Genomic DNA, 23522 nt, shown 5'->3' on the forward strand with positions numbered 1-23522 from the left:
CCACTTACGATTTGCGGGGCGGGCAAGTCAGTCGTTCTTCTGGATATACGCTGCGAACGCCTGCTCGTAGTCCGGATGCCAACGCGATAGCGCCGGGCGATTCTCTACAATGTCTCCCGCAGCCCAAAGGATGCGTCGCTCGTCGAGGGAGCGAGGCACATCGTTGTCGGGGCACAGAATGTAGAAATCGCCGGCATCCAGTCGCTCGATCATGAAATCGACAGTCTGCTCGGGCGTCCAGGCAGCGGCCGGTTTCTCGGTACGACCTTGAGCGGCAAGCTCCGTAAACACAAAGCCAGGGATCAGCAAATGCGCGCTGATCCGGCAGCCTGGCGTATTGCGCAACTCGTGCTGCAGTGCTTCGGTAAACGCCTTCAGGCCGGCCTTGGAGACGTTATAAGCCGGGTCGCCGGGCGGTGTCGTGATGCCCTGCTTCGATCCGGTGTTAATGACGAGACCCGGGCGTCCGCGCGCGATCATCGCGGGCACGAAGGTCTGAGTGCCACGAATGACACCCCATAGGTTGACGTCGAGCACCCGCTCCCAGTTAGCGGCCGCTCCGAACATGACGCTACCCGGTTGAATCCCCGCATTGTTCATGAGGATATCCGTGCCGCCGAAGCGATCCCGAACCGCTGCTTCGAGGCGGACCAGGTCTTCGAGGCGGCTGACGTCCGTCTCGACGGCCAGTACATCCTTCGCGCCTTCAGCGGCCACGCTGGCAATCGCCTGCGTCGCATGCGCAAGGCGGTCCTCACCCAGATCCGCAATGCACACGCGAAGCCCGAGCTGCGCGAACCGCTTCGCCGCAGCGAGTCCAATGCCGGCAGCGCCGCCTGTCACGACGGCGACGGCTCCGGGAGTGAAAGTAAAGTGTGTCATCAATAGTCCTTTCTGATACGTCATAGGAAGTCAGCCCGACTGCCTTACGTCTGCACGCGCTCCACCCACGCCGCGCAACACCGAAGGCCTTCACGAAATTCATCCAGTACGCGGCACCCGTGGCCAACGCGGCCGGAAAATTCATCACTCACTTCGGTCCATCGGGCAAAACGGCACGGGCGACAGGAACACCGATTCCTGATGGACGAGATACGGCAGAATGCGCGGCGTGAAAGCTTGCCAGCGTGGATCGGCTGCGAGTTTCGCGCGCTGCGCTGCCCGATGCGCATAGTCCTCGTAGCCCCAGCAGAACACGATCGAGTTCAACGTGCCTGAGTCCTTCGTCCAGCAACCCTTGAGCCGGGCGTACTGACTGATGATGCCAAGCCCTTCGCGCTCGTAGATGCCCAGGAACTCGCCTGTCTTTCCCGCCGTAATCTGATATGTACGCATTTCTACCAACATGATGCCCTCTGTTTCGATCGGTACTCTCTCGCAGCACACCGCCGTCAGAGCGCGTGGCTTTCGACGTGCGCCTTCAGCGCGCTGAAGAACTCGTCGAGATTCTTGCTCGCGGCGGACTGAATCAGGCGCGACCCCACGCTCATCAGCTTCCCGCCGATCTCGACGTCAGCGTCGTACACCAGCACGGTCGTATTGCCTTGCGCTTCAAGTTGCAGGCGCGCAGTGACTTTGGCAAAGCCCAGCGCACCTGCACTGCCCATACCGGCAATCGTATAGGCCCTGGGCGGATCGAGATCCGACAATTCGACGTTGCTTTTGAAGGTCGCCGCCATCGGGCCGACGCGAATCTGCACGGTCGATTCGAAATGCAGGTCGTCGAGCCTCTTCAGCGCTTTGCAGCCAGGCAGGCATGCTTCGAGTACTACGGGATCGTTCAATGCACGCCATGCGGCTTCAGGGGGCACGGGCAGGATGGTTTGATCTGTCAGCTTCATCGCCGCCGCTCAGCGCTCGTAGAGTTTGAACAGCGCCTGCGTGCCGTTGCGCGCGCAGCCCCGCTCGGCCAACTCCTGGTACATGACGCGCACCAGTTCCAGACCCGGCAATTCACGTCCCATGCTCCGCGCTTCCTCGTGCGCAATCCGCATGTCCTTGATGAAATGCTCGATGAAGAAACCGGGTGCAAAATCGCCCTTGGCGATGCGCGCCCCCAGGTTGTTCAGCTGGAATCCACCCGCCGCGCCTCCGCCAATCGCGCTCAATACGGTGTCGGCGTCCAGCCCGGCGCTGTGCGCATAGGCGAGCCCTTCGCACACGCCCACCATTGTCGATGCAATGACGATCTGATTGCACAGCTTGGTGTGCTGACCCGCACCCGGGCCGCCTTGCAGGACGATGTTGGTACCGAGGCACCGCAACATCGGTTCCACGCGTGCGAGCACAGCGCTTGCGCCGCCGACCATGATCGACAGGCGCCCTTCGCGGGCACCGATGTCGCCCCCCGATACCGGCGCATCCAGCATGTGCACCCCGCGCTCAGCGGCGTGCGCGGCCAACTCTTCGGCCAGTTTTGGACTCGACGTCGTCATGTCGACCAGCACCGCATCGCGCCGCGCATGCGTGATCAGACCGTCGTCGCCCAGATATAGGGTGCGGACGTCCGCAGGTGTGCCGACAATCGTGAACACGACGTCCGAGACTTCGGCGAGCGCCCGCGGGGTCGCTTGCCAGGTCGCGCCGGCCTCGATGAGCGGCTCAGCCTTCGCACGCGTACGGTTATAGACATGCAGCGGATAGCCAGCGGCGGCGAGCCGCGAGGCCATCGAGAAACCCATGATGCCAAGGCCGATAAAGCCAATCGCGGGTTTGCCTGTGGATTGAGTCATGATTGTTGGTCCGTTCGGAGTTTGTCGCGCAGCAGGTCGCGCAATAGCATGGGAGTCAGTGGATGACGGTCGGCAACGACGCCAAATGGCGCAAGCGCATCATTGACCGCATTGGTCAATGCGCCGATCGCTCCCATCACCCCGCCTTCGGCCATCCCCTTGATGCCGGCCGCCGTCGACTTGCCAGGCGTATGCAGCGGGATGATCTCGAAGTTGGGCAATTCAGTTGAAGTAGCGATCAGGTAGTCGGCGAGTGAGCCGGTCACGTTCTGTCCTGAGTCGTCGTAACGCATCTGCTCGAACAGCGCGCCCGACAGTCCCATCGCCACGGCGCCATGCTGCTGCCCTTCCACCACGGTGGGATTGAGCAGCGTGCCGCAGTCTTCGGCGATGACGTAACGCGCGATGCGGATTGCGCCGGTCAAGACGTCCACCTCGATCTCGCATCCATGAGCCGCATTCGAATAGGTCATGGCCGGAGGGTCGTAAGTCAGGTGAAATTCAAGGCCCGGCGTCAAACCTTGCGGCAACGCGGTGGGATCCAGGTACGCACGCCGCGCCACGTCGGCGAGCGTCAAACCCGTGTCGATCCACTCGTTCGCGCTACTACGCTCGATTCTCGCGTCGATCAGGCGTAGCGACTGCTCGTCAGGCAAACCAAGGCAACCGGCGGCGATCGCGAGAACCTTGCGGCGTGCGTCGAGTGCGCACAGGTAAAGCGCGCCACCGCCTGCCGTGCCGCTGCGGGCGCCACGACTGCCCATACCGTATGGTGCGATATCAGTGTGGCCCATATGAATGCGCACGCTCGACGGCGGCACGCCCAGGCCCTCCGCCACCGCGTTGGCCATCGCGCTTTCATAGCCCTGGCCGCTGGGCCCTAGACCGACCGACGCGTTCACCACCCCGCCTGGTTCGATACGGATCCAGCTTGCCTCGTGCCCCGAACCGGGAATTCCCGCAGCCTTATAGAAGCGCGAACCATACGTGGTCGGTTCGACCACGTTGCACAGGCCAAGCCCCAGGTAATGGCCATCTGCGCGCGCCGCCTGCTGGCGCTCGCGAAAGCCCGCGTAGTCGAGCGCCGACAGCAAGGCCTCGAACGTCTGGGTCGGCGTGATGTCGTCCAGACATTCTCCCGTAGCAGTGCGGTACGGCAGTTCTGCCGGACTCAGCAGGTTGCGCCGGCGTACCTCGACCGGGTCGAGTGCCAGTTCCCGCGCGATTGCATCCAGCGTGCCGTCCATCACCCAGCTGGCGATGGACATCGGTGCGCGCATCGGTGCATTGCCACATTTATGACTGAGCACGACCTTCACATCGAACGCGTAGTCCTGCAGCCGGTACGGTCCGCTCAGGATCATCGCAACGACGCGCGCCAGATAGTTGGCAGGAAAGAAGCAATAGGCGCCAAAGTCTTCGCGGAGTTCGAGTTCGAGAGCGAGCAGCGTGCCGCGCTCATCGACCGCCGAGCGGGTGCGGCAGAAGTCCTCACGTGAATTGGCGGCGGCCGTCAGGTTCTCGAGGCGATCCTCACGCCAGCGCACGGGCCGTTTCAAATGGCGAGCCAGCGCAGCAACCGTCAACTCTTCGCGGTACAAGGCGATTTTCTGTCCGAACGCTCCACCGACATCGGGCGAAATCACGGTCACCTGAGACTCGTCGAGCTTGAGGCGCTGCGCCAGTTGAGTGCGCAAAGGATGTGGCACCTGCGTTCCAATATGGAACGTCAGGTGGTTCCGTCCGGCGTCCCAGATCGCTGCACAGCCGCGGGTTTCGATCGGCACATGGGTCTGGCGCTGCTGCTGGAAGGTCGCTTCGACTATCCGGAAAGCCCGGCTGTTGGCGCGTTCAGGGTCGCCATGCACGTAGGTCTGGTGCGAGACCAGGTTGCCTGGCACGGCCGGGTCGACTTGCGCCGCGTTGGGCTCCAGCGCCTGCCACATGTCTGTCACCACGGGCAGCGGCTCGAACTCGACGAGCACCTGCTCGGCAGCGTCTTCAGCGAGGTACCGGTCTGTCGCGACGACGCAAGCCACCAGATCGCCCTGAAAACGCACTGTGTCCACCGGCATCGCCGCAAATTCGACGGGCTTCAGTCCTTCGACGGGTGGTGCGACACGGGACGGCGTGGTCCACTGCGCGAGCTCCAGGCCCGTGATGACGGTTACAACGCCGGGCATTGCGGCGGCGCCGTGAATATCGATGGAGACGATCCGCGCATGCGCGTGCGGCGAGCGAACGAAGCACACGTGAAGGGCACCGGGTATCTCGATGTCGTCGAGATACCGGCCATAGCCGGTCAGCAGCCGATAGTCTTCGGTGCGAGGCGTCGCTTTGTTGAGGTAACGGAACATCTGCTCAGACATCGACCGTCTCCGCGCGCATCCGCTCGGCCGCGAGCAGGATCGCCCGCACGATGTTCTGATATCCGGTACAGCGGCACAGATTGCCCGACAGCACCTCGCGTACCTCCGCCTCGGATGGCCACGGGTTCTCGCGCAGGTACGCCTCAAATGTCATGACGATGCCGGGCGTGCAGAAACCGCACTGCAGACCATGGCACTCATGCAGCGCGCGCTGGAGCGGCGACAGACGACCGTCTTGCGCTACCGCCTCGATGGTCGTGATCTGCGCTTCATCCATCTGCACGGCGTAAGCCAGACATGAGCGTGCCGGACGACCATCGATCAACACGGTGCATGCGCCGCACACACCGTGCTCGCATCCGACATGCGTGCCCGTCAGCCGGCAATCTTCGCGCAGCACATCGGACAATAGCTTGCGAGGCTCGCAATGCACATCATGGCGCGCACCGTTCACACTCAGATAAATTGCTGTCTTTTCCATGAACGACCTAAGCGGGTTGCGTAACGCCAGCGGTTATCCGCTGCAATGCTCGAGCGATGAGCGCCTTGAGGAGATCGCGCCGATACGCGGCGCTAATGCCTGGCTGATCGTGCACCTCGACGGCGTTTGCGACTGCCTCGGCAATCCTGCCGACGCTCGGCGCATCGGCCGTTTCGCCGACGAATCCCGCAGCGAGGTCGTCAAGCACCAGTGGCACATCTGCCACACCGCCTACGCCGATCCGCAACGAGGCGAACCTGTCACTCGCGAGCACGGCGGTGACAGCGCAAGCCGCGATCGCGAAATCGCCGTGCCGTCGGCTAAATGCTTCGAAGGCATGCCGCTCGCCGGACAACGCCGTCGGAAAGCGCACCGTGCGAATGATTTCGTCAACCGCCAGATCGGTGGTCATCACCGCGATCAGAAACTGTGCCGCCGGCACCTGTCGGCTGCCGGCCGGCCCGACAATCTCGATGCGTGCACCTAGCGTGCTCGCAATGAGCGGTAATTGCGCCGCGGGGTCCGCATGCGCGAGACTGCCGCCGAGTGTCCCGCGCTGTCGGATGGCGTAATGTCCGATCGTCGCCGCCGCTTCAGCCAGTAGCGGGCAAGCAGCGCGTACTGTGCTGCTGGTGGCCAGCTCGTGATGGCGCGTCATTGCGCCGACCGCTAGCGTATCGGGTTCAAGCGTGACGCCCTCGAGTTGAGGCAGCGCATTCAGATCGACCAGATGCGCCGGTTGTGCGAAGCGCATATTCATCATCGGCGCGAGGCTTTGTCCTCCGGCGATCAGCTTGGCGTCAAAACCGTGAAGAGCAAGAAGCGACAGCGCGTCGTCGAGCGTGCGCGGCCGATGATACGAAAATGCGGTGGGTTTCATATGCCTTGCGCCCGCGGACTCAGGCCGCAATTCCGGGCGAAGACCGGCAACCTGCGACAGCCCCGGCCCGCCGACAACCGAGGCAATCGATGTCGGCCATTCCCGATTCGCTTGACGCTGCTCATGATTCGCTCCAGCCGCATGCGCGGCGCTGTTCACCCCGTGGGACAGCTACTGTTTCAGCCATCGCATTGGCAACGAGGATATCGCCGATAAATTAAATCGTCAATTGACGACTACTTTTCCATGAACAGGCTCGACGTCGCTCCAGCATGCAAGCTGGTGTATCTGTCAGTTTGTAAGGGGATTCGCGATTCGGCGTTTTTATCGGCGGCCGTTTGATCGGCGCCATCCCCGCCTTCATGCCCCTCCCTTGTTTAACGGGCTTTTCAAATACATCTTCACATGACGACTTATGATTTGATAGAGTACATCGTCCGCAAGCATGAACCGGTGTCGCCATGCTCCCGGTCTAGCCATGCACTATCTCAGTGCCATCGCGAAGCGAGCTTCATCTGTGACTGCCGGCGTCGGCAAACACCCGCGCCAGAGCGTTTGCGAGTCTGCCACTCAACCCGTATCGGTTCTCCGCTCATGTCTTTGTCAAGCCGTCAATCGGTCATCATCGCGTTGATCGTCGCCAGTGCCTATTTCATGGAAAACCTGGACGCTACGGTGATTGCGACAGCGCTGCCCCACATGGCCGCTACGTTCGGCGTCACGCCCGTGAGGTTGAGTATCGGCATGACCGCCTATCTGCTCGCGCTCGCGGTTTTCATCCCCATCAGCGGCTGGGTGGCGGATCGCTTTGGGCAACGCTCTGTGTTCGGTAGCGCCATCGTCGTGTTCACGGGCGCCTCGATACTTTGCGGACTCAGCAACGGTCTCGTCGAATTCACAGTCGCGCGGATCCTGCAGGGACTCGGCGGTGCAATGATGGTGCCGGTAGGCCGGCTCGCGGTGCTGCGCGGCACTGAGAAGCGTCACCTGATGCGCTCGATCGCCTACATTACCTGGCCCGGGTTGGCCGCGCCGGTGCTGGGTCCAGCGTTGGGCGGCTTTATATCGACCTATTTCAGCTGGCGGTGGATCTTTTTGCTGAACGTACCGATCGGTCTGCTGGGTCTGGTGCTGACCGCCACCTTCATTCCGAACTACCGTGAATCCAGCCGCCGCCCGTTCGATGTGCCCGGATTCGTGCTCAGCGGAGTCGCGCTAACCTGCCTCATGTATGGCATGGAGCTCGTTGGGCAACCGTATGGCGACTGGCACATCACGGTCGCCGCCCTGACGGGTGGCGTGGTCGCCGCGGCCTTCGCGGTACGGCATTTCCGGCGTGCCGAACATCCGCTGATCGATCTTGCGCCGTGGCGAATCCCGACCTTTCGCTTGACCCTCGAAGGAGGTTCGTTGTATGTCGTCTCGGTCAGCGTTTCGCCCTTCCTGTTGCCGCTGTTCTTCCAACTCGGTTTCGGGCTGAACGCGTTCGCCGCCGGTTTGCTCGTGCTCGCTTACGCGGCCGGCAATCTGGCCATGAAGACCGTCACCACGCCCATTCTCAAGCGCTTTGGTTTTCGCAAGGTAATGATCGTGAATGGGCTGCTCACTGCCGCCAGCATCGCCCTGTGCGCCCTACTCTCACCGGACACGCCACGCACGCTGATCATGCTGGTGCTGCTGATCGGCGGGCTATGCCGATCGATGCAGTTCACCAGCATCAACACGCTCGCATTCGCGGACGTGCCGCCGGCGCGGATGAGTTCGGCGAGCACGTTTTTCAGCATGGTCCAGCAGATGACCATCGGTCTAGGCATCGCATTCGGTGCGATCGCGCTGCATGCTGCAGTCCTGATACATGGCGGCCACGCGCAGCTTTCGCTCGCTGACTTCCGGGTCGCGTTTCTGCTCGTCGCGGTGTTGGTGCTGATCTCCATGCTCTACTTTATCGGCATGGAACCCGATGCCGGCTGCGAGGTTAGCGGCCATACGCGAGCCGCATCGCAGTAGTGGGAAATTGTATCGAGCGCATTGACGGCTATCGGTCCAAATTAAACAGAGAGAGTCCGTGCAGAATAACCGGGGTACGCCGTTGACGACTTCACAAGCCGCCTCACCCCACGCGGCGCCAGCAGGGGGCAGCGAAGACCCTCGCAGCGCTTCGCAACAGGCGCTGATCCTCTCGGGCGTTTGTATCGCGGTGCTTGTGCTGCCGCTGAATTTCGGCGGTGCGGCGGTGTCGGCGCCGACTATCGGCACCGCGCTGGGAGGTAGTCCGGTGGCAATCAACTGGATCCTGAACGCGTTCATGCTGAGCTTCGGCAGCAGTCTGATGGTCGCGGGAGCGCTTGCGGACCTGCTCGGACGAAAACGTGTGTTCGCCGTCGGGGTAGTGCTCTTTGCAGCGACATCACTAGGAATTTCCGCCGCGCCGAGCCTTGCGTGGGTCGACTTCCTGCGCGCGCTCCAGGGCATTTCGGCCGCGTTGGTGCTGGCCGGATCATCAGCAGCGCTCGCACAAGAGTTCCACGGCCATGGACGCGCTCGCGCGTTCAGCATGCTCGGCACGACCTTTGGCGTGGGCCTGGCGTTGGGTCCGCTTCTCGCCGGGTTTCTTACGCAAACATTCGGCTGGCGATCGTTCTTCCTGGCAGATGCGGCAATCGGCTTGACGGGCTTCGTGCTCGGCGTCCCAAAGCTGAGGGAATCCTATGATCCGCACGCCAATGGTCTTGATTGGCCTGGCGCCATCAGCTTTACTGCGGCGCTTACATTGTTCACCTTCGGCCTGCTGCAGGGGCCGGAGAGCGGCTGGAGTAGTCCTCTCATCGTTGCACTGTTCGTGGGTGCCGCGGTCATGACGATCGCCTTCGTCTGGATCGAAGGTCGTGTTACCCGGCCTATGCTCGATCTGTCGTTGTTTCGCTATCCGCGCTTCGTCGGTGTGCAGGTACTCCCGCTTGCGACCGCATTCTGCTATGTCACGTTGCTGCTAGTCTTGCCGACGCGATTCATCGGCATCGAAGGACATACTGCGACCGGCGCGGGCTTGATGATGGTTTCGCTTTCGGCGCCGATGCTGATCGTACCGCTCAGCGCTGCGCATCTCACGCGCTGGATGTCGGCCGGTGTCATTTCAGCGATCGGTCTCGTCATCGCGGCCATCGGCATGCTCTGGTTCAGTGGTATCGGACCTGATGGGTCAGCCGCTGTCATTGCGATTCCGCTGTTTGTGATCGGTGTGGGTGCGGGGCTGCCGTGGGGACTGATGGACGGCTTGTCGGTCAGCGTTGTTCCAAAGGAACGCGCCGGTATGGCGACGGGCATCTTCAGTACGACGCGCGTGGCGGGCGAAGGCATGACCCTCGCGGTGGCTAGCGCGATATTGGCAGTGCTCACACGCTTGCGACTATCCGACGCACTCGCGGGATCTCCTGGCGCGCCAGCTTATGCCGTCACCGAAGCCGCCCAGCGCGTGGCCACCGGTGATCTGACACATGCCGCGGCGCTTCTGCCCGCACTCGGGCAGCCTCTGCTCGTGCATGCGTACGACGGCGCGTTCCGGGTACTGCTCCATATACTGGTGGCAATCACCCTCGCCTCCGCGATCATGGTGCTTGGATTCCTTGGCCGCACACCATCTGCCGCGAGCCCGGACCATGCCAACCCGGCGCTTTCAGGAGGCGAAGAAGTCACCGACCGGTGAGACGCGCGCGGCGGCATCGAGCCGACGCTCCGGAACCACATCGGCGTCGCACTTTGATGATAGGGATGAGAGAGGTGACCGAATACTGACCGGCGCATTACCGAATCGATATCCCGGCTCTTTAACAGCGCATTCACTCTGAATACAAAAACGATGAATTGCCATTCATGTCAATTCAGTCAATATCTGTTCCCACAATTGATAAAACGCGATAAGACGAATTTCTACCGATCCACTATAAATAATTTAAGATGCCTTACTAATTACAGTATTGGTCTCGACTATTAATTTGAGCAAGACTGTTTTCCGATTTTTGACGTTAACGACGCATGCTCTGCGGGCGAGCGCGATGAGCCGGTCTCCCCTTGTGCAATCTTGCACCGCACTCCAGCCCGCTATTCATGGACTTTTTTCGAAGCGGAGCAGCATTGATAACTTACTCGAACGCCCTTTCTGGAGAGCCTGCAACGCGCTCTTTGTCATGCCGCTTGCAGTCGTCCTTGTGAAACCAATTGAGCTATATCACAGAATTCAATTCGGCTATTTCTTTCATTTTTGTCATTTTCATTTAGCCCTGAAAGAAATTGATCTCCTATTGCCGGAATAGGAAAAATAGATTGGTGAGATGAAACGTTCGATCATAGGATGTGCTCGGTTTCCTCCTGAATTGGGATCGCAACGTGAAATTACTCAAGACACAAATCGCTACAAGCATTCTCTCCATCGCCTCGGCAATCGCCGCTGCGCAACCGGTGTACGCAGAAGACATGACGCAGGATAGTGGCTCGCCGATCGGCGACAACCAGAACTCCCAGACCGCCGGTCCTGAAGGTCCGGTACTGCTGCAGGATTCGCATCTGATTGAGAAACTACAGCGCTTCGACCGGGAGCGCATCCCGGAGCGCGTCGTCCATGCACGCGGCACGGGTATCTTTGGCGAGTTCGTGCCTACCGCTGATATCAGCGCGTTGACCACCGCCAAAGTGTTCACGCCCGGCACGAAGACTCCCGTCTTCGTGCGCTTTTCGACCGTCATGGGCTATCGCGGATCGCCTGAGCAGGCGCGCGACCCGCGCGGCTTCGCGGTGAAGTTCTATACGCAGCAGGGCAACTGGGACGTCGTCGGCATCAACTGGCCGCTCTTCTTCATCCGGGACGCGATCAAGTTCCCGGACTTCGTGCATGCGAACAAGCCGTCCGCCGTGACGGGCGTGCAGGATCCGAATCTGGCCTTCGACTTCTTCGCCCACACGCCGGAAGCGACCAACATGCTGACGCACCTCTACACCGACGAGGGAATGCCTGACTCGTACCGTCACATGGATGGCTTCGGCGTGCACGCGTTCAAGTTTGTCAATGCCAAAGGCGAAGTTCACTACGTGAAGTTCCACTGGAAGAGCCGTCAGGGCATTGAGGGAATCCGCCCGCAGGATATTGCTCATTCGATCGGCGCCGACTGGAATCTGATGACCGACGACCTGTACAACTCGGTCAAGGCGCATTCGTATCCGCAATGGGATCTGTACATCCAGATCCTGTCGCCGAAGGATCTGAACAAGTTCGACTTCGATCCGCTTGACGATACGAAGGTGTGGCCGTCGTCGATTCCTGAGCAGAGGGTCGGGACGATGACGCTCAACCGGGTTCCGGATAACTACTTCCAGTCCACCGAAGAATCGGCATTCGCGCCGTCCCGCCTCGTGCCGGGAATCGAGCCTTCCGAGGACCGGATGCTGCAGGGTCGTCTGTTCGCGTACGCCGACACGCAGATGTATCGCCTGGGACCCAACTACAACGACTTGCCGATCAACCGTCCTGTTGTGCCTGTGTACAACAATAATCAGGATGGCTCGATGAATTCCGGCGATCGCAAGGCTGAGGTGAACTACGAGCCCTCCAGCATCGCGGAGATCTCGCAGCAGGCCAGGTACAAGTCCGTGCAGACGCCGCTCAGCGGAACGACGCAGCAAATGGCGATCCACAAGACGCTCGACTTCCGTCAGGCTGGCGAGTATTACCGGGCGCTGTCTGAAGCCAACAAGACGGATCTGGTCACGGCATTGTCGGGCGACCTGGGCCATGTGACAAACGACGCGAACAAGTACACGATGCTGTCGTACTTCTACAAGGCCGATTCCGATTACGGCACCCGCCTCGCACGCGCCACGCACGCGGATCTCTCACGCGTGCAGGATATGGCGTCGCACCTTAGCAATAACTGAAGCCAGTAAGCAAGGCGCACGGGGCCTGCGCAAGCAGGCCCTCGCGTTGCCTGAATACGATTTCCGACGGAGAACGTCATGCGAGGTTTTTCTACTGCGCGGCGAGTAGTTCGAAACGCAGCCGTGGCAGCGATAGCCGCACTGTTGACTGCGGGTTGTGCGGAGCACGTTTATCGGCCAGGAACATATTCCAGCACGGTTGACACGCGCGGCTACACCGATGACTGGTTCGCCGCCGCGCGCGAAGGGCGCACCGATATCGTTCAATTGCTGATCGACGCGCACTATCCGGTCGAAACCGCAACGCCTGAAGGATATACGGCGCTCATTCTTAGCGCGTATGACAATCACCCGGACACGCTAAAGGCGCTTCTTGCCGCACACGCCAACGCATGCGCCGCCGACAAGCACGGCAATACCGCGTTGATGGGTGCGCTTTTCAAGGGCGAAACGAACATTGCGCAAATATTGCTCGGGACGCGCTGCCCTATCGATCAAATCAACAACGCAGGGGAAACGGCGCTATCGTTTGCTGCGCTGTTCGGCCGACTCGATATGCTGGCGGTGCTGGTGGCGCACGGAGCGAACGTCAATCATGTCGACGCACGCGGAGGCACCGCGCTGCAAATGGCCCTCTCGCAACACAATACCGCCGCGGCCGATGCGCTGCGCCAGGTCGGCGCTACGCAGTAATGTGGAGGGATGCGATCAGCTTTCCGGAAGGTCACGAGCGTGTTTGGCAGAACCATTTTTCGAAGAGCGTAAGAAGGAATACAACGGGGTTGCCTTCAATGACGGAAATCACCGCCGTAGTCAGCGTCAGGATTGCGGATATCACGCGTCTGACCCACATATTCGGCGCGGAGTCGACTCAAGAGGCCCTCACTCAGTTCGGCGAGGAAGCAACGGCTTTGCTAAAGCGGTTGCTGGCTCAGCATGAGGTAATTGACCGATATCGTTCTGATGTCGACGGACATTGCTCTGCGTGTTTCCGTGTGCTGTCGGGAGACTTGCCGCGTGATGCCAGCGAAGTGACGCAAGCCATAGAAAAGGCAGGGCGTCATCTGATTCGCGAGCGGCTACTTGCTATTTTTGGCGGCGGGACAGGCGCCCGGATCGACTACGATCTGTCGGTGTTCGTTGTGCCTTCCGAAGCAGTCTCAGGAGATGACAAAACAGGTTGGGTTCAATGGACGAAAGATCGATCGAGGTCCCAACCAAAACATCAACATAAGGACCGGGACAACTCATCGACCAGAGTGAGAGCAATTCTGCGCGAACGCTCCATACAGACCGTGTTGCAGCCGATAGTGCGCATTAAAGACGGTACAGTGACGGGTTTTGAAGCCCTTTCCAGAGGTCCGCAACGCACGCCGTTTGAACGCCCGGACGTGCTCTTCGACGCGGCCCATGCCGCCGGCTGTGCCGTGGAGATGGAATTATTGTGTGCCGAATTGGCTCTCGAGCGCACCCAAGGCAAGCTGCCGCCCGGGATGTTTTTGACCATCAATCTCGGCCCGGATGCCTTGACCCTTGCTGCGGAAAAACTGCCGTTGGCGGGCCGGCAGGAAGTCATGTTCGAACTCACCGAGCACTTGCCGCTCAACGAAGCCGAGGGTTTGCGAGACGCGGTCGAACACCTGCGTACCATCGGCATTGGCTTGGCCCTGGACGACACGGGCTGCGGGTTCGCAGACCTCGATACCGTCCGCCTGTTGAAGCCAGAAATCGTCAAACTGTGCATTACAGTGATCCGCAATGCCGATAAGGGTGCGCCCTTTGCAGCCGCTATTCGCGCGTCGGCTGAACAGCTCGGTAAGCTCGGCTGCGAGGTGCTTGCTGAAGGTGTCGAAACAGCAGCCCAGCACGACGCATTGCAGAACTGCGGAATCGAACTTGCACAAGGGTGGTTTTACGGCAGGCCGTTGGCCGTTGCGTCAGTGCCCGGCGGCAGGTGACCCAACGGCGGGTTCGCAGAACGATTTCGAAAGAGATGGCGCGCCCCGAAGTGCGCCGAGCACCGCCGCCCGCGCACAGCGTTCCGTTGACGCCACAGCTCTATCGTTTAACGCTGATTTCATTCTCACGGTAGGCAGCCGCTCGAACTCCGTTGCGTTTCGCCGCTACGCCCGTTTCAGCAGCGACGTATCCACCGGCAACGCACGAATGCGCTGACCGGTCGCATTGAAGATCGCGTTGCAGATGGCCGCTGAAGTCGGCGGTACGCCCGGCTCGCCAACACCGCCCGGCGGCGCATCGCTCGGCACGATATACACGTGTGTCTCGGGAACGGAATCGATACGGGCAACCTGGTAGTCCGTGAAGTTCGATTGCTCCGACGCGCCGTTCCGGAAAGTGAGTTCACTGTATAACGTGTTGCCGAGCGCCATCACCACCGCGCCCTCGAACTGCGCAATGACCCGATCGGGATTGACGATGCGCCCGCAGTCGACGGCCAGATCGACGCGTGTCACACGCACCGAACCGTCGTCGGCCACCTGCACATGCGCGACCGCGGCCACGTAACTCAGGAAGCTGCGATGTACCGCAATCCCGCGCCCATGCCGCGCCGGCAATGCAGTCGACCATCCGGAGCGCACGGCGGCTGCGCGAACCACGGCCGCATAGCGGGCGGTGTCGATCGGATACTCGTCGATCGAAGCGCCGTAGTTCGGATAATCGACCCCTAGTGCATGCAGATCGACATGCCGCGGAGTGCCGAGCAGCGTGAGCAGGTGCTGCACCGGGTCCTGCCGCGCGGCCGCGGCAAGTTCATCGACGAACGACCCCAATGCGAAGCCGTGGGGAATGTTGTACACCGATCGATACCAGCCGATGCGCGTGTGTGCAGAGGCGGCGCCGTTCTCACACCGCACGTTGGCGATGTCGTAGGGCATGTCGGTCACGCCCTGCCCCAGTTCACCCGCCGCCCCGTAGCGGACATCAGCCTTGAATGTCGAACTGATCGACGGGAACACCGTGCGGTGCAACCACGCGACCGTCTTGCCTTGCGCATCGAGCCCGCCTTCCATGTGCTGGGCGCACACCGCATGGAAATAGTCGTTGCGCACATCGTCCTCGCGAGTCCACGTGAGCTTCACGGGCGCGCCAACCTCGCGTGACAGGAACGCCGCCTCGGCCACATAATCAGGCTTGGACTTGCGGCCGAAGCCGCCGCCCAGTAACGTGACATTGATCGTCACGGCCGGCTCCTGCACGCCGAGCACCTGTGCCACGGTCGCGCGAGCCTGCTGTGGATTCTGCGTCGCGGTCCATACTTCAACCGCACCGTTCGCGTAGGACGCGGTCGCGGCGAGCGGCTCCATCGCCGCGTGTGCCAGGTGCGGCACGTAGTAGTCCGCCGAGACATGGTGGGCGGCGCTCTGTAGCGCAGCCGCTGTGTCGCCGTTGTTGCGAACGATTTTGCCCGGCTGCCGCGCGGTGTCCTCGAGCGCCTTGCGATAAGCCTGACTGTCATAGGATGCATTCGGCCCAAGGTCCCAGTCGAGCCTCAATTTCCGCCGCCCTTGCATCGCTGCCCAGGTGCTGGTCGCCATCACCGCGACGCCGCCCAGCGGCTGGAAACCGGCAGGCAGCGGGGCGGCGGGAATACGCACCACATGCAGCACGCCGGGCACTTTCATCGTTTCGGTCGAATCGACGCTCTTGAGCGTCGCGCCATAGACCGCCGAACGTTCGATCGACGCATAGGTCATTCTGGGCAACACGACATCGATGCCGTACGTCGCCCGGCCGCGGACGATGTCGTCGAGGTCGACGATCGGCAGCGACTTGCCGATATAGCGCCACGTACCCTCGTCCTTCAGATGCAGCGTGTCACGGCCCGGCACCGGCTGATGCGCCGCCGCCGCTGCGAGCGCGCCGTAGGCCACGCGCCGCCCGCTCGCCGCGTGCACGACATGACCCGGCTCGGTGCGGCAGGTCGCCGGCGCCACGCGCCATTGCACGGCGGCCGCCGCCACGAGCATCTGCCGCGCCGTGCCACCTGCTTCACGCAGCGGCTGGAAGAACTGGCGGATGCTGCGCGAGCCATCGGTATTCTGGTCGCCATACTTCGCATCGCCTTGCGCCTGCACGATCTTGACGGCGTTCCAGTCGGCGTCGAGCTCGTCGGCAAGAATCATCGCGAGACTGGTACGGATACCGGTCCCCATCTCTGAACGATGCACGACCAGAATGATCTCGCCGGACGGCGCGACCGAGACATACACGTTCGGTGCGAAAGCCCCTTTAGCGCCGTTCGCGGATGACAGCACGCTCGCCGCGAACGCGGTACCCGCGCCGCCGATCTGCAAGCCCAGCACAACCCCGCCCGCCAAGGTCCCTTTCAACACCCCGCGCCGGCTCAGATTGACGATTTCTCCCATCACGCCTCCGACGCTGCGGCCTTAATAGCGGCCTTGATGCGTTGATAGGTGCCACAGCGGCAAACATTGCCGGACATCGCTTCGACGATCTGCTCGTCACTCGGCTTCGGCGTCTGTTTGAGCAGCGACGCGGCCTGCATGATCTGCCCCGGCTGGCAGTAACCGCACTGCGGCACATTGGCGGCTTTCCACGCGCGCTGCACCGGGTGATCGCCGCCTTGGCCGAGTCCCTCGATGGTCGTTACGGGCTTGCCCTGAACAACCGCCAGTGCGGTCACACACGAACGCACAGCGACACCGTCCAGATGAACCGTGCATGCGCCGCACGCACCGACCCCGCAACCGAACTTGGTACCGTGCAGCCCGAGCAGATCACGGACTGCCCACAGTAGCGGCATATTCGCATCCGCATCGACGTTGTGATGAACGCCGTTCACAATGAGTTCCATCAACTGATTCCTCGTAGTCGATGCGAACGGCACGAAGTTGTCATGCGCCGTATCGCTTTACCCGCCCAACGCCTATCAGGCTCTCGCCTGATAGGCGTTGCACCATCCCGTGCCGCTCACCTGCTTCGCACCGAACAGCGCGCAAAGCGCGCTCGTGTCGGCTGGCTTGCCCTGATAGAACTGGCAATTCGAGCAGCGCTGGGTGGCGCTGAAGCGCGGATATTTCGCGTGATCGACGCGCGATGCGTCGGTCCGGTAGCCGAGCGCCTGCGCGGCCGGATCGCTTTCCTGAAGCTGCGTGGGCGCGGCCCACGCCGTGCCGCCGGTTATTGCCAGCGCCGCGGCGCCAACGGTATGCACAATGAAAGTTCGTCGATTGGTTCGCATGTTCAATACACTCCTTTCACGACACCAGAACACGTTGCGGCGGCGCCATAAACTCCGGGCCCACCGGGTCCTTGACAAATTGCGAGACGATCGCGTCGATTTGCGCGAAGGCCTTGTCGTCGAGGTGCCAGCCGAAGGCGGCTTCGAGTCCGTCCAGTTGCGACGGACGGCGCGCACCCCACAGCGCGATCGTCGGGCCGCGGTCCAGCACCCAGCGCACGGCAAGCGCAAGCACCGACTTGTCGAAGTTATCGCGCGCGAAGACGTCCAGTGCTTTCACAGCGTCGACATACTGCTGACGACGCGGCGCACGGAACTTCGGGTCATGTTGACGCAGATCGTCGCCCTCGAAGCGCGTCTCGGCGCCGATGCGGCCTGCCAGCAATCCGCGGCACAGTGCGCCATAGGCGAGTGCAACCAGCCCATGCTGTTTCACATAAGGCAGCACATCGCGGTCGATGTCGCGTTCAAACAGGTTATAAGGCGGCTGCGTGGTGGACAGCGGCGCCACGCGGCGGAACGCGTCCATTTGCGCCGAAGAGAAATTGCTGACGCCGAGCGCGCGAACCTTGCCTTCCTTGCGTAGGTCGTTCAGCACCGCGGCCGTCTCTTCGATCGGCACGAGCGGATCGGGCCAGTGAACCTGGTATAGATCGATGTAATCTGTCCGCAAGCGGCGAAGTGTATCCTCTACTTCGTGACGAATGCGCTCCGGCGAAGCATTGCGAAATACCTTGCCGTCCTGCCATTCGAGAGCGACTTTAGTCGCGATGACTGCCTTGTGGCGATATCCATCAGCCAGCGCTTTGCCGACGATTTCCTCCGATGCGCCGAAGCCATACGCCGGTGCCGTGTCGATAAGGTTCACGCCGCTGTCGAGCGCCCGGCGGATCACCGCAATCGAGTCCTTTTCATCAGTGCCGCCCCACATCCATCCGCCGATCGCCCACGTGCCCAGGCCGATACGCGAGACAGGCGTCGATAAACCCTCAACTTCAATTGTTTCAATTGTCATGCGATGCTCTCTGGTTAAAGCGCCGCATCCATGTCGAATGCGGTCCGAGAAAATGCGACGTGCCCAAAGGACGGGCAGGCGAGTCGATTATTTCAGCCGTATCCGGCGATCACAAGAAGGCACCTGAAGGTTCCATACTTTCCCCATGGAAACAAATTGCTACGACGGCCCTCACGCCGCCGAGAACGCACAGAAGAAAACCGATGACCTCGCGCGCAACGTCATCGAGCAGATCGCCGACAAGTGGACGATCCTTGTGATCGACGCGTTGGGCACACATGGCGAGATGCGTTTCTCGCGGCTACGCGATGAGGTGGGAAGCGTCAGTCAGAAGATGCTCACGAAGACCTTGCGGCAACTCGAGCGCGACGGTCTCGTCACGCGCTATGTGCATCCCGTGATACCGCCTCGTGTCGACTATCAGTTGACGCCGCTAGGACGCAGTCTGCTCGACAAGATCTGTGGGATCTGGGACTGGGTGGAAGCGCATATGGCGGAAATGGAATCGGCGCGACGGCAGTTCGATCTCGGCGAAAAGCGTACCGATCGCGCGCCTTCGAACCGGGACGCGGAGTCGGGCTCAGAAACGCGCCAGGAATAGCCGAACGCGCACTGTCAGTTTGGCCGCGAGCTTGGTAAGACGTTGCGACGGCTGGCGCCGCGCAGCCCTGGCGCGATGTGCGAAGCCGGCGCCGAACTTATCGTCCCCCTGCGGATCGATTCCTGGCTGACGACGACGCCGCGCTCGAACAGCAACTCCTCGATGTCGTGCAGGCTGAGCTGGAAGCGAAAATACCGCCGAACGGCGTGGCTGATGATTGACGCCGGGAACCGGTGACCGTGATAGAGAGATTCCGTCTTCTTCATCACGACATCTTGGTCGACCGGCACTGCGAACGTGACAACGCCCTGCATACTCCTGTGCGGAATCGTTTCAGAGACCAATGAAATAAGTCTGCACATCCATCTCTTCGGCCCAGATCTGGACGTCGAGCATCTCGCTAAAATCTATAGCCACCCCGCGATAGACGCAGCAGAACCCCTGCGCAGTCCGGTAAATGATCACCCATTCAGGGTCGGCCTCCGTCGTGGCGGACGAGCCTGTCAGGGCATCGAGGTGAAGCACTTTGCCGATGCGTTTGCAGGCAGCATCCAGCCGATGTCCCAGTCTCACTTGACGCTCCACTACCGGGGGGGTGCGCCTGACGGCCTACCCCGGAAATATCGTGATGCTACTCGCGACAGCATCCGCAATGTGCTCTTTCGCAATCACGCCGAGCACGCGCGCCGGACCTCGTCCTTCGTGTCGCCCCACGACAACCGCCATCACCGCACGCTGCTTGCGGAGCCGGGTGATTACACCAAACGCTACATCGTTCTCCTGCACGACAATAAAATTACGCTGCGCCAGTGCCCCAAGCGTAATCTCCGAGTCGCTCTGGCTGACCGCGCGGCGCAAGCCAGTGTTGATGCGCAGTACGCCGTAGATCTCATGCTGCTTCGTGACCACAACGTGCCGGAAAGCAGGTCCTTCCGAGTGAGGAAGCAGGTCGCGAAAAGGTACCTGCGCATCGAGCACGAAAACGTCTGTCTCCATCACCTGAGCCGCGCTCTGCACGAGAAACATGTTCGCGTGAAGCGCATTGGGAATCTGATGACCGCGCCGCACGAGCTTGAGCGTATAGATGCTTTCGGGCGACAATAACCGGCGCGCACCAAGACTGAATGCCACCGCGATGATCATCGGCAACACGATGTCATAGTCCCGCGTCATCTCAAAGATCATCGCGACAGCAGTCATCGCGGCGCCCGTGCCACCCCCTACCATCGCGCCCATGCCGACCATCGCGAACGCCGGCGCGCTGACCGGAGCGCCAGGCAGCGTCATGGCAACCAATGACGAAAATGCCGCGCCGAGCGTCGCACCAATGAAGAGCGACGGCGAGAATACGCCGCCCGATGAGCCCGACCCGAGACTGACGGACGTTGCCAATGTCTTGCAAAACGCCAGCATCAGCAGAAATGCGCCACCTTGCAATTGACCATAGAGCGTGGCCTGAATAGTCGAATAGCCGACACCTTCGACGTAATAATGCCCCGCATAGCGAAACAGCAGATACATGGTCAACCCGACAATCAGCATCCCGATTGCGTGGCGCAGGTAACGCCCCGGTATCCGGTCGAACGCATCTTCGGCCCAATGCAGCGCACGGATCAGCAGGGCGGCTGCCGCACCCGCCACGACGCCGAGCAGCGCATACAGAATCAGCGTAAACGCACTGCCCGGCTGGTTTGGAATCGCACCCAGCTGCGCGGGGACAAAGAAGGCGGGCGCCGCGCCAAAGAAGAGCCGGCCAATAAAGGTCGCGGTGCCGGTTGCGATCGCTACGGGTAAGAACGTGTTGACACTGATCTCCGGCATCATCAGTTCAGTAGCGAAGAGCACACCACCAATCGGCGTGTTGAAGGTCGCCGCAATGCCTGCACCAGCCCCTGCGGCCACCAGTGTGATGCGTTGTCCGGCAGTCATCCGTACGACCTGACCAAGCGTCGATCCGAGGGCCGAGCCGATCTGGATAATCGGCCCCTCGCGCCCCACTGCGGCACCGGAACCGATCGCCAACGCCGACGCAATCGACTTCACAACCGCCACCACCGGTCGGATCACGCCGCGTTTGTAATAGATCGCATCCATGACCTCCGGTACACCGTGCCCCCTGGCTTCCGGCGCGAAGGTACTCACGATCCAGGTAACCGCGAGACCTCCAACGACGGGCACGAGAATCACCCACACGCCCCACGGCGCCGCCGGCGTAAAGTGGCTGGCGTCGTACACAAACGAAAAATGACCGAGAAAAAACGCGTTGTGCACAAATCCGATCAAACCCCGGAACACAACGGCCCCTAATCCCGTGACGATTCCCACGACGAATGCGAGAAAGCACAGCCAGTACAGCGCAATCGGGACCACGGAATCGTCTTCCTGGTGTGCGACCGCGCGCGGCTGCAGAGGCGCAACCTTTACATGGCGCGTCTGGTCTGCTGCCGTATCAGGCCGGTGCGAATCACCCGTCATTGTTTGCTTTCCTCTGAGGTGCCACTGGTCGGCCACTTCACCATTTTTACTCCCGACCAGTTTTTCCGGCTCAGCCAGCTTCGAGGCGTCACCCGGGATCGCATCGCGCGTCGATCAACAACCGATCAACAACATGCGCCGGGTGCACTCACATTTTCAAATGTCTGCTTCCTCAACTTGTACCGTCCATGCGCTGCATCATCATGGCAGTTTCCGCATGTCCTAGCGCGCACCGCATCGCGAGCAGCATGACGACCACGCTCCAGACCGACACAAGGAGGATGTCCCAGCCAAAGCCGATCACGTCGCGTCCGCCGCCAATGTTACCGAGCCACGACAGTACCCAGATGCCGCCAAACCACGGCAGCAGCCACGCGATCTGCCGCCAGCCGAACTGACCGGCCGGCTTGCGGGCAATGAGGTGGTAGTAGACAGCGTAGGCCACGAAACCGATCGCGACCAGCGAAAAAAGGAACGAGTTGGTCCTGAACCCGGTCCAGTAGATCACGAGGTTGCTGCAGATGAACGCCAGTGGCGCAATAATCGACGCGCCGGCCATGCGAAACGGCCGCTTCAGGTCAGGCAGATTGCGGCGCAGCACAAGCAGCGCGATCGGGCCGAGCCCATAGGTGAGTACCGTCACCGACGTGATGTAGCTGACCATTTGTTGCCAGGCAGGAAATGGCAGCAGGAAGATCGCACCGACCACCCACATCACGAGCACCGCCACCCACGGCACCTTGTTGCCATTGAGCTTCGTCAGCACGCGTGGTCCTGCTTTCATCTCGCCCGCGGCAAAAAGGACGCGCGAGCCACCGGTCACGTACATCAGGCCCGTGCCACCTGGCGACAGATACGCATCGATGTACAGCAATGTCGCCATCCAGCCAAGCCCGAGCGTTGCCGCGAGGCCGGCGAACGGTCCCATCTCACCCTTGAAACTCAGGTTGGCCCAACCATGCGCGAGGTCGATCGGAGCGAGCGCCCAGATAAAGGCCACCTGGAGCATGATGTAGAGCGCAGCCGCCAGCACGACCGCGCCGATCACCGCGAGCGGAATATTCCGGTGTGGATTGGCTGTTTCGCCGCCAAGATCAATCGCCGTGCGAAAGCCAAGATAGCTGAACACGATTCCCGCCGCCGGAAGCGCCGTGAACATGCCCGAAAACTTGTAGCTGCCGGGCGCCGCGCTCATCACCCCCCAGTGTGAGCTGGCTGCCATCAGCCCGATGATCGTCAGCACGGGCACGAGAATTTTCCACCATGTGATGGTCGAATTGACGTTCAGCAGCCATCTGACAACCATCAGGTTCAACAACGCCGTAACACCTAACAGTGCCGCACAGGTGATGAAGCCCGTCGTGGTCAGCAACCCTTCGTTGCCGGGCCGGATGAAGTACGGCAGGTAATTGTTGGCGTAGGTGACGATGGCTTCCGTTTCGACCGCCGGCACCGGCACATACGCCAGAAAGAGCAGCCAGCACCAGATGCGACCCAGACCCTCGCCGTGACTTGCGTGGCTCATGTGCACCAGCGCGCCACTGCGCGGAAACAGCGCGGCCAGTTCGGCAAAGCAAAGCGCGATCAGCATGATGATGATTGCGCCTAGCACCCAACTGCCAATGCTCAAAGGACCGGCGATTTGCGCAGCATGATACGAACCGAATAGCCAACCCGACCCAACCATGCTGGTAGTACTGGCAAACAGGAGGCCCACGATGCCCGCATCGCGACGCAATTTCCCCGATAGGGTGAGTGAGGTTGTGCTCATGATGAACTCCCGTGCGTTCCCGCGCCAAAGCGCCCTTCTGACTCTCGGG

General features: G+C 61.3%; 20 protein-coding genes and 1 pseudogene. 6 read left to right on the forward strand and 15 right to left on the reverse strand.

Annotated elements, in window-relative coordinates; all coding sequences use genetic code 11:
* Window positions 1-27: 27 nt before the first annotated feature.
* The 7 genes from B0G69_RS33000 to B0G69_RS33030 all read right to left on the reverse strand — a co-directional run bounded on the left by B0G69_RS33000 (window position 28) and on the right by B0G69_RS33030 (window position 6462).
* Window positions 28-882: an SDR family NAD(P)-dependent oxidoreductase gene (locus tag B0G69_RS33000; RefSeq protein WP_121325074.1), complete on the reverse strand. Its 855-nt coding sequence runs from the start codon at window positions 880-882 to the stop codon at window positions 28-30.
* A 144-nt stretch (window positions 883-1026) separates the two neighbouring features.
* A complete protein-coding gene (locus B0G69_RS33005; protein ID WP_121324350.1) occupies window positions 1027-1347 on the reverse strand; it encodes an NIPSNAP family protein in 321 nt (106 codons plus the stop codon).
* A 44-nt stretch (window positions 1348-1391) separates the two neighbouring features.
* Window positions 1392-1841, reverse strand: a complete 450-nt coding sequence (locus tag B0G69_RS33010; RefSeq protein ID WP_121324351.1) for a carbon monoxide dehydrogenase subunit G — start codon at window positions 1839-1841, stop codon at window positions 1392-1394.
* 9 nt (window positions 1842-1850) lie between these two features.
* On the reverse strand, window positions 1851-2732 hold the full coding sequence (locus B0G69_RS33015; RefSeq protein WP_121324352.1) for an NAD(P)-dependent oxidoreductase: 882 nt from the start codon (window positions 2730-2732) through the stop codon (window positions 1851-1853).
* Window positions 2729-5101 carry a xanthine dehydrogenase family protein molybdopterin-binding subunit gene (locus tag B0G69_RS33020; protein WP_121324354.1) on the reverse strand — a complete coding sequence of 791 codons (2373 nt, stop codon included), beginning with the start codon at window positions 5099-5101 and terminating at the stop codon, window positions 2729-2731. The genes B0G69_RS33015 and B0G69_RS33020 overlap by 4 nt, the downstream gene beginning before the upstream one ends.
* Window positions 5094-5582, reverse strand: a complete 489-nt coding sequence (locus B0G69_RS33025) for a (2Fe-2S)-binding protein (protein ID WP_116120535.1) — start codon at window positions 5580-5582, stop codon at window positions 5094-5096. Before B0G69_RS33025 ends, B0G69_RS33020 begins: the two co-directional genes overlap by 8 nt.
* A 7-nt stretch (window positions 5583-5589) precedes the next feature.
* Window positions 5590-6462, reverse strand: coding sequence for an FAD binding domain-containing protein (locus tag B0G69_RS33030; protein WP_121324356.1), 873 nt, complete (start codon window positions 6460-6462; stop codon window positions 5590-5592).
* A gap of 594 nt (window positions 6463-7056) precedes the next feature.
* On the opposite strand from B0G69_RS33030, the gene B0G69_RS33035 reads away from it, so the two are divergent.
* The 5 genes from B0G69_RS33035 to B0G69_RS33055 all read left to right on the forward strand — a co-directional run bounded on the left by B0G69_RS33035 (window position 7057) and on the right by B0G69_RS33055 (window position 14345).
* Entirely contained in the window at window positions 7057-8469 is a 1413-nt protein-coding gene (locus B0G69_RS33035; RefSeq protein ID WP_121324357.1) for a DHA2 family efflux MFS transporter permease subunit, read from the forward strand.
* 190 nt (window positions 8470-8659) lie between these two features.
* A complete protein-coding gene (locus tag B0G69_RS33040) occupies window positions 8660-10165 on the forward strand; it encodes an MFS transporter (RefSeq protein ID WP_277873615.1) in 1506 nt (501 codons plus the stop codon).
* Between the two features lie 767 nt (window positions 10166-10932).
* A complete protein-coding gene (locus B0G69_RS33045) occupies window positions 10933-12387 on the forward strand; it encodes a catalase (protein WP_199731490.1) in 1455 nt (484 codons plus the stop codon).
* 78 nt (window positions 12388-12465) lie between these two features.
* Window positions 12466-13080, forward strand: a complete 615-nt coding sequence (locus tag B0G69_RS33050) for an ankyrin repeat domain-containing protein (RefSeq protein WP_121324358.1) — start codon at window positions 12466-12468, stop codon at window positions 13078-13080.
* A gap of 98 nt (window positions 13081-13178) precedes the next feature.
* Window positions 13179-14345 carry an EAL domain-containing protein gene (locus B0G69_RS33055; RefSeq protein WP_158609021.1) on the forward strand — a complete coding sequence of 389 codons (1167 nt, stop codon included), beginning with the start codon at window positions 13179-13181 and terminating at the stop codon, window positions 14343-14345.
* A gap of 165 nt (window positions 14346-14510) precedes the next feature.
* Here B0G69_RS33055 and B0G69_RS33060 read toward each other — a convergent pair whose 3' ends face one another.
* From B0G69_RS33060 to B0G69_RS33075, 4 genes are all read right to left on the reverse strand, one after another.
* Window positions 14511-16775 (reverse strand): molybdopterin cofactor-binding domain-containing protein, encoded by a 2265-nt coding sequence (locus B0G69_RS33060; RefSeq protein WP_121324361.1) that lies wholly within the window; start codon window positions 16773-16775, stop codon window positions 14511-14513.
* Entirely contained in the window at window positions 16775-17227 is a 453-nt protein-coding gene (locus B0G69_RS33065) for a (2Fe-2S)-binding protein (RefSeq protein WP_121324362.1), read from the reverse strand. The genes B0G69_RS33060 and B0G69_RS33065 overlap by 1 nt, the downstream gene beginning before the upstream one ends.
* Window positions 17228-17299: 72 nt before the next feature.
* Window positions 17300-17611, reverse strand: a complete 312-nt coding sequence (locus B0G69_RS33070) for a high-potential iron-sulfur protein (RefSeq protein WP_121324363.1) — start codon at window positions 17609-17611, stop codon at window positions 17300-17302.
* A gap of 16 nt (window positions 17612-17627) precedes the next feature.
* The gene (locus B0G69_RS33075; RefSeq protein WP_121324364.1) at window positions 17628-18626 is read right to left on the reverse strand and encodes an aldo/keto reductase; all 999 of its coding nucleotides are present in this window, start codon (window positions 18624-18626) and stop codon (window positions 17628-17630) included.
* Between the two features lie 145 nt (window positions 18627-18771).
* On the opposite strand from B0G69_RS33075, the gene B0G69_RS33080 reads away from it, so the two are divergent.
* Window positions 18772-19227, forward strand: a complete 456-nt coding sequence (locus B0G69_RS33080; protein ID WP_121324365.1) for a helix-turn-helix domain-containing protein — start codon at window positions 18772-18774, stop codon at window positions 19225-19227.
* A gap of 113 nt (window positions 19228-19340) precedes the next feature.
* On the opposite strand, the pseudogene B0G69_RS33085 reads toward B0G69_RS33080, so the two are convergent.
* The 4 genes and pseudogenes from B0G69_RS33085 to B0G69_RS33100 all read right to left on the reverse strand — a co-directional run.
* Window positions 19341-19493, reverse strand: a pseudogene (locus tag B0G69_RS33085) (IS6 family transposase); the annotation flags it as partial.
* A 67-nt stretch (window positions 19494-19560) separates the two neighbouring features.
* A complete protein-coding gene (locus B0G69_RS33090; RefSeq protein WP_121324366.1) occupies window positions 19561-19800 on the reverse strand; it encodes a hypothetical protein in 240 nt (79 codons plus the stop codon).
* A 36-nt stretch (window positions 19801-19836) separates the two neighbouring features.
* Window positions 19837-21702, reverse strand: coding sequence for a chloride channel protein (locus B0G69_RS33095; protein WP_121324367.1), 1866 nt, complete (start codon window positions 21700-21702; stop codon window positions 19837-19839).
* Window positions 21703-21874: 172 nt separating this feature from the next.
* Entirely contained in the window at window positions 21875-23473 is a 1599-nt protein-coding gene (locus tag B0G69_RS33100; RefSeq protein ID WP_121324368.1) for an APC family permease, read from the reverse strand.
* Window positions 23474-23522 lie beyond the last annotated feature (49 nt).

It is taken from the genome of Paraburkholderia sp. RAU2J (assembly GCF_003634845.1).
Classification (GTDB): Bacteria; Pseudomonadota; Gammaproteobacteria; order Burkholderiales; family Burkholderiaceae; genus Paraburkholderia; species Paraburkholderia fynbosensis.

Excerpts from the sequence above, each read along its gene's own strand:
- B0G69_RS33060 (WP_121324361.1), bottom strand. The coding sequence starts at position 16,775 with ATGGGAGAAATCGTCAATCTGAGCCGGCGCGGGGTGTTGAAAGGGACC.
- B0G69_RS33050 (WP_121324358.1), top strand. The coding sequence starts at position 12,466 with ATGCGAGGTTTTTCTACTGCGCGGCGAGTAGTTCGAAACGCAGCCGTG.
- B0G69_RS33095 (WP_121324367.1), bottom strand. The coding sequence starts at position 21,702 with ATGACGGGTGATTCGCACCGGCCTGATACGGCAGCAGACCAGACGCGC.
- B0G69_RS33070 (WP_121324363.1), bottom strand. The coding sequence starts at position 17,611 with ATGCGAACCAATCGACGAACTTTCATTGTGCATACCGTTGGCGCCGCG.
- B0G69_RS33005 (WP_121324350.1), bottom strand. The coding sequence starts at position 1,347 with ATGTTGGTAGAAATGCGTACATATCAGATTACGGCGGGAAAGACAGGC.
- B0G69_RS33015 (WP_121324352.1), bottom strand. The coding sequence starts at position 2,732 with ATGACTCAATCCACAGGCAAACCCGCGATTGGCTTTATCGGCCTTGGC.
- B0G69_RS33055 (WP_158609021.1), top strand. The coding sequence starts at position 13,179 with ATGACGGAAATCACCGCCGTAGTCAGCGTCAGGATTGCGGATATCACG.
- B0G69_RS33030 (WP_121324356.1), bottom strand. The coding sequence starts at position 6,462 with ATGAAACCCACCGCATTTTCGTATCATCGGCCGCGCACGCTCGACGAC.
- B0G69_RS33025 (WP_116120535.1), bottom strand. The coding sequence starts at position 5,582 with ATGGAAAAGACAGCAATTTATCTGAGTGTGAACGGTGCGCGCCATGAT.
- B0G69_RS33100 (WP_121324368.1), bottom strand. The coding sequence starts at position 23,473 with ATGAGCACAACCTCACTCACCCTATCGGGGAAATTGCGTCGCGATGCG.
- B0G69_RS33080 (WP_121324365.1), top strand. The coding sequence starts at position 18,772 with ATGGAAACAAATTGCTACGACGGCCCTCACGCCGCCGAGAACGCACAG.
- B0G69_RS33045 (WP_199731490.1), top strand. The coding sequence starts at position 10,933 with ATGACGCAGGATAGTGGCTCGCCGATCGGCGACAACCAGAACTCCCAG.
- B0G69_RS33075 (WP_121324364.1), bottom strand. The coding sequence starts at position 18,626 with ATGACAATTGAAACAATTGAAGTTGAGGGTTTATCGACGCCTGTCTCG.
- B0G69_RS33010 (WP_121324351.1), bottom strand. The coding sequence starts at position 1,841 with ATGAAGCTGACAGATCAAACCATCCTGCCCGTGCCCCCTGAAGCCGCA.
- B0G69_RS33020 (WP_121324354.1), bottom strand. The coding sequence starts at position 5,101 with ATGTCTGAGCAGATGTTCCGTTACCTCAACAAAGCGACGCCTCGCACC.
- B0G69_RS33000 (WP_121325074.1), bottom strand. The coding sequence starts at position 882 with ATGACACACTTTACTTTCACTCCCGGAGCCGTCGCCGTCGTGACAGGC.
- B0G69_RS33035 (WP_121324357.1), top strand. The coding sequence starts at position 7,057 with ATGTCTTTGTCAAGCCGTCAATCGGTCATCATCGCGTTGATCGTCGCC.